This is a genomic window from Alkanindiges illinoisensis DSM 15370 (assembly GCF_000619845.1).
GTDB lineage: Bacteria > Pseudomonadota > Gammaproteobacteria > Pseudomonadales > Moraxellaceae > Alkanindiges > Alkanindiges illinoisensis.
In genome coordinates this window covers 460,915-471,815 of record NZ_JHUX01000004.1, presented here as the reverse complement: position 1 = coordinate 471,815, position 10,901 = coordinate 460,915, and the positions used below count along the sequence as shown (strand labels likewise).

Sequence of the window (10,901 nt, the reverse complement as noted above, 5' to 3'; positions counted from 1 at the left end):
GTGGCGCAGCTAACGCGATAAGTTGACCGCCTGGGGAGTACGGTCGCAAGACTAAAACTCAAATGAATTGACGGGGGCCCGCACAAGCGGTGGAGCATGTGGTTTAATTCGATGCAACGCGAAGAACCTTACCTGGTCTTGACATAGTGAGAATTGGGCAGAGATGCCCGAGTGCCTTCGGGAATTCACATACAGGTGCTGCATGGCTGTCGTCAGCTCGTGTCGTGAGATGTTGGGTTAAGTCCCGCAACGAGCGCAACCCTTTTCCTTATTTGCCAGCACTTCGGGTGGGAACTCTAAGGATACTGCCAGTGACAAACTGGAGGAAGGCGGGGACGACGTCAAGTCATCATGGCCCTTACGACCAGGGCTACACACGTGCTACAATGGTCGGTACAAAGGGTTGCTACACAGCGATGTGATGCTAATCTCAAAAAGCCGATCGTAGTCCGGATTGGAGTCTGCAACTCGACTCCATGAAGTCGGAATCGCTAGTAATCGCGGATCAGAATGCCGCGGTGAATACGTTCCCGGGCCTTGTACACACCGCCCGTCACACCATGGGAGTTTGTTGCACCAGAAGTAGGTAGTCTAACCTTAGGGGGGACGCTTACCACGGTGTGGCCGATGACTGGGGTGAAGTCGTAACAAGGTAGCCGTAGGGGAACCTGCGGCTGGATCACCTCCTTAACGATATTGCCGGAGCCGGTAAGAATCCACAACAAGTTGTTCTTTACAAAAGCAGAAACTGCATTGACATTGCTTTATGTTTAAAGTGGTTGTTTTAAGTAGATTGCATGACATCAATAAAGCCTACGCGCTTTGCTTGTCTTGCGATAGATTTAAAGCGATGCTTTGAATCTATCTCAGGGCTTGTAGCTCAGTTGGTTAGAGCACACGCTTGATAAGCGTGGGGTCACAAGTTCAAGTCTTGTCAGGCCCACCATTATTGAGAAGATAAGCTAAAATGGACAATGGAGTGACTGTTGCAAGATCGAGGGGTCTTAGCTTAGTTGGTAGAGCGCCTGCTTTGCACGCAGGAGGTCAGGAGTTCGACTCTCCTAGACTCCACTTTAATTAGGCAGCACGATAGATTATAGAATTTAATCAGCATGGATTAGTGCTCATTAACTTCTGTGATTTTAGTATGACAGATAAATTAGTGTGATCTGACGAAGACACATTAGCTCTTTAACAGCATGAATTAATTGAGTCTGAAATAATTGTTTATTTCTGGTTTGAGTCCGCAAGGATTTAAATCAGAGAACTAGCAAACTGAATCAAGCGTTCTTGGTATTAAGGTTGAAGCTGTACGACGTTTTAGGGTTGTATAGTCAAGTAACTAAGTGCACATGGTGGATGCCTTGGCAGTCAGAGGCGAAGAAAGACGTGTGAGCCTGCGAAAAGCTTCGGGGAGGCGGCAACAATCCTGTGATCCGGAGATGTCTGAATGGGGAAACCCACTTACCATAAGGTAGGTATCGCAACATGAATACATAGTGTTGCGAGGCGAACGAGGGGAAGTGAAACATCTCAGTACCCTTAGGAAAAGAAATCAATTGAGATTCCCGTAGTAGCGGCGAGCGAACTGGGATAAGCCCATTAAGTCTAGTGTGTTTTAGAGGAATGAGATGGAAATCTCAGCCGTAGTAGGTGATAGCCCTGTACTTAAAAGGGCACATTAGATGAATCGAGTAGGGCGGGACACGTGATATCCTGTCTGAACATGGGGGGACCATCCTCCAAGGCTAAATACTCCTGACTGACCGATAGTGAACCAGTACCGTGAGGGAAAGGCGAAAAGAACCCCTGTGAGGGGAGTGAAATAGATCCTGAAACCGTGTGCATACAAGCAGTGGGAGCGGACTTGTTCCGTGACTGCGTACCTTTTGTATAATGGGTCAGCGACTTATATTCTGTAGCAAGGTTAACCGTTTAGGGGAGCCGTAGGGAAACCGAGTCTGAATAGGGCGTTTAGTTGCAGGGTATAGACCCGAAACCGAGTGATCTATCCATGAGCAGGATGAAGGTGCCGTAACAGGCACTGGAGGTCCGAACCCACCGTCGTTGAAAAGCCGGGGGATGACTTGTGGATAGGGGTGAAAGGCTAATCAAACTCGGTGATAGCTGGTTCTCCCCGAAAGCTATTTAGGTAGCGCCTCGGACGAACACCATTGGGGGTAGAGCACTGTTTCGGCTAGGGGGTCATCCCGACTTACCAAACCGATGCAAACTCCGAATACCGATGAGTGATATCCGGGAGACAGACTGCGGGTGCTAACGTCCGTAGTCAAGAGGAAAACAATCCAGACCGCCAGCTAAGGCCCCAAAATCATAGTTAAGTGGGAAACGATGTGGGAAGGCATAGACAGCTAGGAGGTTGGCTTAGAAGCAGCCATCCTTTAAAGAAAGCGTAATAGCTCACTAGTCGAGTCGGCCTGCGCGGAAGATGTAACGGGGCTAAAACTATGTGCCGAAGCTGCGGATGCACATTTATGTGCGTGGTAGGGGAGCGTTGTGTAAGCCTGTGAAGGTGTGTTGAGAAGCATGCTGGAGGTATCACAAGTGCGAATGCTGACGTGAGTAACGATAAAGGGAGTGAAAAACTCCCTCGCCGAAAGACCAAGGGTTCCAGTCCAACGTTAATCGGGGCTGGGTGAGTCGGTCCCTAAGGTGAGGCAGAAATGCGTAATCGATGGGAAATTGGTTAATATTCCAATACTTCTGTATCATGCGATGAGGGGACGGAGAAGGTTAAGTCAGCCTGGCGTTGGTTGTCCAGGTGGAAGACGGTAGGCATGCATCCTAGGCAAATCCGGGGTGCTCTATGCTGAGAGTCGATAGCAAGCGGTACTTGTACCGCGAAGTGGCTGATACCATGCTTCCAGGAAAAGCCTCTAAGCTTCAGTGATACAGGAACCGTACCCGAAACCGACACAGGTGGTCAGGTCGAGTAGACCAAGGCGCTTGAGAGAACTCTGCTGAAGGAACTAGGCAAAATAGTACCGTAACTTCGGGAGAAGGTACGCTGCTGTTGGTGCGAGAATTTACTTCTCAAGCTGATGGCAGCCTCAGTAACCAGGCCGCTGCAACTGTTTATTAAAAACATAGCACTCTGCAAACACGAAAGTGGACGTATAGGGTGTGATGCCTGCCCGGTGCTGGAAGGTTAATTGATGGGGTTAGCGTAAGCGAAGCTCTTGATCGAAGCCCCAGTAAACGGCGGCCGTAACTATAACGGTCCTAAGGTAGCGAAATTCCTTGTCGGGTAAGTTCCGACCTGCACGAATGGCATAATGATGGCGGCGCTGTCTCCAGCAGAGACTCAGTGAAATCGAAATCGCGGTGAAGATGCCGTGTACCCGTGGCTAGACGGAAAGACCCCGTGAACCTTTACTGCAGCTTGACATTGAACTTTGACCTTACTTGTGTAGGATAGGTGGGAGGCTATGAAGATGGGACGCCAGTTCCATTGGAGCCATCCTTGAAATACCACCCTGGTAATGTTGAGGTTCTAACCATGACCCGTTATCCGGGTCTGGGACCATGTCTGGTGGGTAGTTTGACTGGGGCGGTCTCCTCCTAAAGAGTAACGGAGGAGTACGAAGGTGCGCTCAGCGTGGTCGGAAATCACGCGTAGAGTATAAAGGCAAAAGCGCGCTTAACTGCGAGACCCACAAGTCGAGCAGGTACGAAAGTAGGTCTTAGTGATCCGGTGGTTCTGTATGGAAGGGCCATCGCTCAACGGATAAAAGGTACTCTGGGGATAACAGGCTGATACCGCCCAAGAGTTCATATCGACGGCGGTGTTTGGCACCTCGATGTCGGCTCATCTCATCCTGGGGCTGAAGCAGGTCCCAAGGGTATGGCTGTTCGCCATTTAAAGAGGTACGCGAGCTGGGTTTAGAACGTCGTGAGACAGTTCGGTCCCTATCTACCATGGGCGCTGGAAATTTGAGAGGATCTGCTCCTAGTACGAGAGGACCAGAGTGGACGAACCTCTGGTGTTCCGGTTGTCACGCCAGTGGCACAGCCGGGTAGCTATGTTCGGAAGGGATAAGTGCTGAAAGCATCTAAGTACGAAGCCCACCTCAAGATTAGATTTCCCTTAGGCTTTATGCCTACTAAAGAGCCGTTCGAGACTAGGACGTTGATAGGTTGGGTGTGGAAGCGCAGTGATGTGTGAAGCTAACCAATACTAATTGCTCGTGAGGCTTGACTATACAACACCTAAAACGTTGTAAAGCCTTAAAACCTTATGCTTGATTCAAGATACTAGTGACAAATATCAGACTCCATTGATTCATGACTAAATCTTAAAGCTAGTCTTTAAGTACAGCATTGGGTACTTTGACCATAAGATCAAAGACCAACCAGTTGTGCTGGCGACCATAGCACGTGTGAACCACCTGATCCCTTCCCGAACTCAGAAGTGAAACCACGTTGCGCCAATGGTAGTGTGGCATTCGCCATGTGAGAGTAGGGCATCGCCAGCTCATTATTCCTAAGGGGATCAGTTCAAGACTGATCCCCTTTTTTATTTAGGGGTCGTGACCTACAGGACTTGCGTGGCACTGCCACTCACAGCTCATTATTCAACCCCCATCAGTTAAACTGATGGGGGTTTCTTTATTAAAACTCTAAAGCCTTTAACAACCAGCTAAAGCTGGTTGGCTGCAACCAGAAGTGGTAGCTCCTCAACCAGATAGTCTATAAATACCCGTACCGCTGGTAATAAACCCCGACGTGAGGGATATACCGCGTGAAAGGTTCCCTGTGCCAGCTTCCAGTCAGGTAATACAACTTCCAGTTTGCCTGATTTAACCTGTGGGGCACACATGGTTTCTGGCAATAGGGCAATGCCCATGCCCTGTTCTGTAAAACAGGTTAGCATTCCAAAATTTGAGCCCATGACAGTAGGCTGAATTTTAATTCGTTTTACTTGTGCATTGTGGTCTTCCAAGACCCAGAACTGGTTTACTTCGTCTTCACTCATGCTCAACGTGGTATGTTCAGTTAATTGATCTGGATGTTCAGGGCGGCCATGCTGGTTCAAATAGTTGGGTGAGGCAATCAGGCGATGATTAATTTGCCCAAAACGCCGGATAATGAATGAGGCATCTTCATCCAACTGGTTTCTGACCCGTAAGGCAACATCAATCCCTTCATTAATGATGTCAACCCGACGGTTGCTGATAATCAGCTGAACCTTGATATCTGGGTAGCGCTTTAAAAAATTTGGCAGAATCTGTACCATTTCCTGCTCTGCAATACTCACTGGCACGCTAACGCGAACTACACCGCGAGGTTCAGCGCGCAGGTGATTAACCACATCTTCGGCAGCTTGCGCTTCCATGAGCATGGCTTGCGCGTGACGATATACACTCATACCAACATCAGTCACGGCAAATTGCCTGCTGGTCCGCTGAATCAGGCGCACGCCTAAATCCTGTTCCAGTTGCTGCACGCGGCGGCTTAGTTTTGATTTTGGAATATCGGTTGCGCGTTCTGTGGCGCTAAAGCCATTATGGTTTACTACCAGTGCAAACCAGTAATAGTCATTAAGATCAGCCATTCTGTTGTTCTTTAACCAAAAATATCATTATTGGGATTAGTGTAGCGTGAATTGGCAAAGGTTTAAAAAGACTGCATGAATTATTTTTGGTTATACACGTAAAAATTAATAAAAAAGCCAGCATACGCTGGCTTAGATGAATATAGAGCTATTTAGGCATGACGCTGCATAAAGTCACGCAGTTCGATAATAGATTGTTCAGCCATACTCACCCAGGGACTAAACATCTGGAATACATGCCACATGCCGGGATAGATGTTGAGTTCAATATGATTACCGGCAGTATCAGCCAGCGCCTTAAAGCGGTTGGCATCATCCAGCAGGACTTCCTTACTACCTACTTGTACCAGCGTTGGTGGTAAACCCGACAGGTCGGCAAACAAAGGAGAAACCAGTGGATGATCGAGCGGATAGTCACCCACATAATACTGGCTGCCCTGTGCCAGCAACTCCCGGTTGAGCATGGCGTCCAGTTTTTTGTTGAGTTGCATGGATTCACCGCTCAAGGTTAAGTCCAGAAATGGCGACATCAGAATCATGGCAGAAGGCAGAATGATCTTGGCATCGCGTAGGGCAATTACCGTTGCCAGTGCCAGATTGCCGCCACAGGAATCACCAGAAATGATGATATCCTTGGCATCATGACCAGCCTGAATTAGAGACATATAGGCATCCTTAATGGCATTAACTGCTGTTGGATAAATATGTTCAGGTGACAGCGGATAATCCAGCACATATACGGTAGCGCCCGTTTGTGCAGCAATCTGGCTGGCAAGAGCGCGGTGAGTGTCGAGGCCGCCCAGAAAAAACACACCGCCATGGATATGCAAAACTACTTTCTTGGACAGGCCATTGGTATACAGTACATGTTGTTCTGCGCTGCAGTTGCCCAGTTTAACCGGGCTAATATCGACCTCTGCGCGTACCGGAAAACTTTTACTGGCAAGCGTCATGCTCTGGCGCAATACAGGCACTGGCAGGTGATATTGACTTGGAATCTTGCAGGTTAATTTTAAGATTTTTTCAATGGCATAACGCTTGAAGTGTTCGGGTAAGGCCATGTCATACTCCACAAGGCAAGTCTAATGATTTAATTGAAGAAAATGTGAAGAAATACTTTACATTGAAAAACTGTATAGTCACATAATCATATTGAAGCAATTTATAAACGGATTATTATAAAGGACGATTAATATACTAAAGGGAAGTTGAGATGCGTCGTTTTATTTTGATGTCACTCATGATGGCAGTAAGTGCGGCAGACTTTGCTGCTGATCAACTCAATGGTACAACTTGGAAAACAATTGACGACAAGACCGGTAAGCCGCGTGCTATTGTCAAGTTTACCGAGCAAAATGGTTCCCTGGCTGGGACAGTGCAAAACCTGGTAGACAAAGATGCGACCAGAGTGTGTGCCAATTGTAGTGGCAGCCTGAAAAACAAGCCCGTTATTGGCATGACCATTGTACATGGCTTAAAGCCAGTCAGTGGCGTTAGAAATAGTTATGATTATGGTAGCATTCTTGATCCAAAAACCGGCAAAACCTATAAACTTAAAGGCACTTTGTCTGATGACGGGAAGGTATTTAACCTGCGCGGTTATTTAGGCGTGTCCCTGCTGGGCCGTAACCAGACCTGGCAACGTGTGGAATAAACATCCCGCAGTAAAAGTTGCAAAAAGAACCGCTATCCCTGTTTAGGTGTAGCGGTTTTTTTTATGGCTAAACTTTAAATATTAAACCTAAGAGATTGGCCCGGCATGGCCTTGCTGGCTGCTGCGCCACTGGTGCGGGGTTTGACCCGTCCATTGCTTGAAGGCACGCTGAAAGGCACTTTGCTCAGAGTAGGCCAGTAGCAGGGCAATATCGATCAGGCTGAGTTTGGGATCAAGCAGATATTGCTTGGCCAGTGTTTCACGCACCTGGGCTAGCCGCTGTTGAAAGCTGTAGTTACGCTTGACCAGTTGCCGTTGCAGTCCGCGTGCAGATAGGCCCATACGCTGTGCAATGTCATCAATACAGATGCTGCCCTGCTGCACGGCTTGGGTCATGTACAGTTGCAATTGCTGGTCAAAATCATCATGTTCAGGCAATTCATGCAGTAGGGCTGCTGCCTGATTTTCCAGCAGTTGTTGCAGGGTCTGGTCGGCGCGCTTAACCGGAGCTGCCAGTAAGGTAACTGGAAAACCAATCCGGGTGCGGGCGGCGTTAAAAGATACCGGGCAGCCAAAATACTGCTCGTAAATCCTTGTGTGGACAGGTTGCGGATTGACAAATTCTACATGGCTAAGGGTCAGTGCCAATGGCTGGATCAGTTGTTCGGCAATATTTTTAAACAGGGCAATGGCAGTTTCATCCACCAGTTGCCCCGGTTTGCCAGCACTAATGCCCCAACTGATTTCTACCAGATTGTCCTTGATACTAATTTGCAGGTCATTGCAATCATAGGCCAGCCGGTGATAGCGCTCAAAACGTTGCAGGGCTTCACCCAGATTCTGGCACGATAAGCCCAGATAACCCATGATCCCAATATGAGCCGGTTCAATCAGGCGGGCAATTTGAAGCCCTAACGCCGGTTGCTGGTAGTGTTCATTGACCTGATGCAAGAGATGCTGCCAGACATTAAACGGAATGCGCTGGGCATCCTGATAGTCCAGACACTCTGCTGGCACAGCTAAGCCTTGTTGCAGGCAAAAGTGTTGAACCAGCTTTGCTAGACCGCCATTGACCGATTCCTGATTAAATCCAAATGCCATGCTGGTTATCCTTTTGCCAAAATCCTTGCCAAAGCGTGATGACTATTGATGTGTCGTGTTTTGTCAATAAACAAGAGGTTGTCGTCAAGATTTAGCAGAAAAATCGCGGCAAAATCAAGAAAAATTAGACAGGATAAACATGCAATGATTCGAGGATTTATTGCCGGTGTGATGATTTCCAACGCCTTTGAGTGGGTGGCACACAAATATATTTTGCATGGGGTACACCGTAAGGGTAAGGCGCGTTTTAGCCCGAGTCCAGCCAGCATGAATAGCCACTGGGCACACCATCGTTTTGTACGCAAGCAACAGTTTGGCGATGATGGCTATGTGGAAGGCCTGAAAAATGAGCGCACCCGGCTGGAGCTGTTGTCGCTGGTGATTGTGGCCAGTACTACCAGCGCCATGGCGTACCCGTTTTCAAAGGGTATGGCGTTGTCATTCTGGTATTGTGCCGGCAAGTATTTTTATGTGCATCGCCGCGCGCATCTGGAACCGGACTGGGCTAAAAAACGCATTCCCTGGCACTATGATCACCACATGAATAGTAATCAGGACGCCAACTGGTGTGTTACCCGGCCCTGGTTTGATTATGTGATGGGCACCCGGGTAGCATCAACCCGTGAACTGATGGAATCCAACCTGCTGGGCATGGATTTGCCTGCGTTTATTGAACAGCCATTCAATGCCTGGGCACGCAAGAACTTACCCAAGGTATTTGCGCGCTTGGAGCAAAACCTGACCCTAGAGCAATTGGAGCAGCAGCAACAGGCGCAGCAATTGGAGCAGGATACCGCCACTAGTGAAGTTGCCCCGCAAGCAGCCTAACAGGCCACAGGCAGCAAAAAATCATACCAGTAGTCTGATTGGGCAAAAGCAGGATGCAAATCCTGTTGAAAAATCGACTATTGATACGGTTTTAGCATAGTGCAGACAACAACTTTTGGTTAAAATTTGCATATTCAAATTTAAGTCGATAAGAGCCTGCGCGTATGACTGCTGCAACCCCTCGTAAAACGCCTCATGTACTGGTCATTCTGGATGGCATTGGCCATCGTGAAGAAGTCAAGGACAATGCCTATCTTGCAGCCAATACGCCCAATCTGGATGCCATCAAGGCCCGGCATCCGCATGGGCTGATTTCCGGTTCGGGTGAGGACGTGGGTTTGCCGGAAGGCCAGTTTGGTAATAGCGAAGTCGGCCACATGAATCTGGGTGCCGGGCGCGTGCTGTATCAGGATTCCACCAAGATTACCAAGGAAATCCGTGAAGGCCAGTTTTTTGAGCATGCAGTCTTGATTGATGCGGTTGAAAAAGCCAAAGCAACAGGCGGCAGCCTGCACATACTGGGCTTGCTGTCCGATGGCGGTGTGCATGCCCATATTGACCATATCGTGGCCATGAGCCAGCTGGCTGCGCGACGCGGGGTCAATGTACTGGTACATGCCTTTCTGGATGGTCGGGATACCCCGCCCAAAAGTGCTGAAAAATATATTGCGGATTTTGAACATAAAGTGGCTGCAGAAAACGGCACCAATACTGGTCAGATTAGAATTGCCAGCCTGATTGGCCGTTATTTTGCCATGGATCGTGATGAGCGCTGGGATCGGGTGGAACAGGCCTATCGTTTGCTTACCGAAGGCGTGGCGGCGCGTCATGCTACTGATGCTCAGGATGGACTGGCACAGGCTTATGCTCAGAATGAAACCGATGAGTTCGTTAAAGCCACTACCATTGGCGAGCCAGCTATCATCAAGGATGGTGACAGTATTGTGTTCATGAATTTCCGTGCTGACCGTGCCCGTGAAATTACCCGTGCTTTTGTGGAAGATAATTTTGCTGGTTTTAACCGCGTGAAGCGGCCACAGCTTGCCAGCTTTGTGATGTTGACCCGCTATGCCAAAACCATTCCTGCGGCTGTTGCCTACTTGCCGGAAGACCTGAAAAACTCATTGGGTGAGTATCTGGCCAGCATTGGCAAAACCCAGTTGCGTATTGCCGAAACTGAAAAATATGCGCATGTGACGTTTTTCTTTAGTGGCGGTCGTGAAGAGCCGTTTGCCGGGGAAAAGCGTATCTTAATCAAATCGCCAGATGTGGCTACCTATGACCTCAAGCCAGAAATGAGTGCGTTTGAAGTGACCGATGAACTGGTAAACGCCATTAATTCTGGTGAGTTTGATGTACTGGTGGTGAACTATGCCAATGGTGACATGGTTGGCCATACCGGGGTATTTGGCGCAGCGGTGAGTGCTGTGGAAGCGCTGGACCAGTGCATTGGGCGTGTTTATGATGCGGTAATGGCACAAGGCGGCCATATGCTGATTACCGCTGATCATGGCAACGTTGAGCAAATGATGGATTATGACAGCGGGCAGGTGCATACCCAGCATACCACTGAATATGTGCCGCTGATTTACGTTGGCCCAACCAGTGCCAGCATTGAAACTGGTGGCGTCTTGGCAGATGTGGCACCGACCTTGCTCAACCTGATGCAGGTTCCAGTACCCAGTGACATGAGTGGACGTAATCTGCTGACATTGCAGCCAGCAGCTCAGGCAGCGGTTTAAC

The 10,901-nt window shown here is 48.8% G+C and carries 6 protein-coding genes, 2 tRNA genes and 3 rRNA genes; 8 read left to right on the top strand and 3 right to left on the bottom strand.

Features of this window, described 5'->3' with window-relative positions:
- The 5 genes from Q337_RS0111045 to rrf form a co-directional block, all read left to right on the top strand.
- A 16S ribosomal RNA gene (locus Q337_RS0111045) occupies positions 1-690 on the top strand; the annotation flags it as partial.
- A gap of 179 nt (positions 691-869) precedes the next feature.
- Positions 870-946: transfer RNA gene (locus tag Q337_RS0111040), tRNA-Ile, on the top strand.
- A gap of 52 nt (positions 947-998) precedes the next feature.
- A tRNA-Ala gene (locus tag Q337_RS0111035) sits at positions 999-1,071 on the top strand.
- Positions 1,072-1,332: 261 nt separating this feature from the next.
- Positions 1,333-4,223 (top strand): 23S ribosomal RNA (locus tag Q337_RS0111030).
- 158 nt (positions 4,224-4,381) lie between these two features.
- Positions 4,382-4,496: ribosomal RNA gene (gene rrf, locus Q337_RS0111025) — 5S ribosomal RNA — on the top strand.
- A 164-nt stretch (positions 4,497-4,660) separates the two neighbouring features.
- Here the strand turns inward: rrf and Q337_RS0111020 are convergent.
- Positions 4,661-5,575 (bottom strand): LysR substrate-binding domain-containing protein, encoded by a 915-nt coding sequence (locus tag Q337_RS0111020; RefSeq protein WP_026471637.1) that lies wholly within the window; start codon positions 5,573-5,575, stop codon positions 4,661-4,663.
- A gap of 152 nt (positions 5,576-5,727) precedes the next feature.
- Positions 5,728-6,636, bottom strand: coding sequence for an alpha/beta hydrolase (locus tag Q337_RS0111015; protein ID WP_026471636.1), 909 nt, complete (start codon positions 6,634-6,636; stop codon positions 5,728-5,730).
- A gap of 152 nt (positions 6,637-6,788) precedes the next feature.
- Here Q337_RS0111015 and Q337_RS0111010 point away from each other — a divergent pair, with 152 nt between their 5' ends.
- The gene (locus tag Q337_RS0111010; protein ID WP_026471635.1) at positions 6,789-7,229 is read left to right on the top strand and encodes a DUF2147 domain-containing protein; all 441 of its coding nucleotides are present in this window, start codon (positions 6,789-6,791) and stop codon (positions 7,227-7,229) included.
- 87 nt (positions 7,230-7,316) lie between these two features.
- Here the strand turns inward: Q337_RS0111010 and Q337_RS17540 are convergent, their stop codons facing one another.
- On the bottom strand, positions 7,317-8,330 hold the full coding sequence (locus Q337_RS17540) for an AraC family transcriptional regulator (RefSeq protein WP_034279922.1): 1,014 nt from the start codon (positions 8,328-8,330) through the stop codon (positions 7,317-7,319).
- Between the two features lie 144 nt (positions 8,331-8,474).
- Between Q337_RS17540 and Q337_RS17535 the strand changes: the two genes are divergently transcribed.
- Both Q337_RS17535 and gpmI read left to right on the top strand, forming a co-directional pair.
- On the top strand, positions 8,475-9,158 hold the full coding sequence (locus Q337_RS17535) for a hypothetical protein (RefSeq protein WP_051526805.1): 684 nt from the start codon (positions 8,475-8,477) through the stop codon (positions 9,156-9,158).
- 164 nt (positions 9,159-9,322) lie between these two features.
- Positions 9,323-10,900, top strand: a complete 1,578-nt coding sequence (gene gpmI, locus Q337_RS0110990) for a 2,3-bisphosphoglycerate-independent phosphoglycerate mutase (RefSeq protein WP_026471634.1) — start codon at positions 9,323-9,325, stop codon at positions 10,898-10,900.
- Position 10,901: the final 1 nt, after the last annotated feature.

Bases quoted from the DNA above. Each gene is read 5' to 3' on its own strand.
- Q337_RS17535 (WP_051526805.1), top strand. From the start codon at position 8,475: ATGATTCGAGGATTTATTGCCGGTGTGATGATTTCCAACGCCTTTGAG.
- Q337_RS0111010 (WP_026471635.1), top strand. From the start codon at position 6,789: ATGCGTCGTTTTATTTTGATGTCACTCATGATGGCAGTAAGTGCGGCA.
- Q337_RS17540 (WP_034279922.1), bottom strand. From the start codon at position 8,330: ATGGCATTTGGATTTAATCAGGAATCGGTCAATGGCGGTCTAGCAAAG.
- gpmI (WP_026471634.1), top strand. From the start codon at position 9,323: ATGACTGCTGCAACCCCTCGTAAAACGCCTCATGTACTGGTCATTCTG.
- Q337_RS0111015 (WP_026471636.1), bottom strand. From the start codon at position 6,636: ATGGCCTTACCCGAACACTTCAAGCGTTATGCCATTGAAAAAATCTTA.
- Q337_RS0111020 (WP_026471637.1), bottom strand. From the start codon at position 5,575: ATGGCTGATCTTAATGACTATTACTGGTTTGCACTGGTAGTAAACCAT.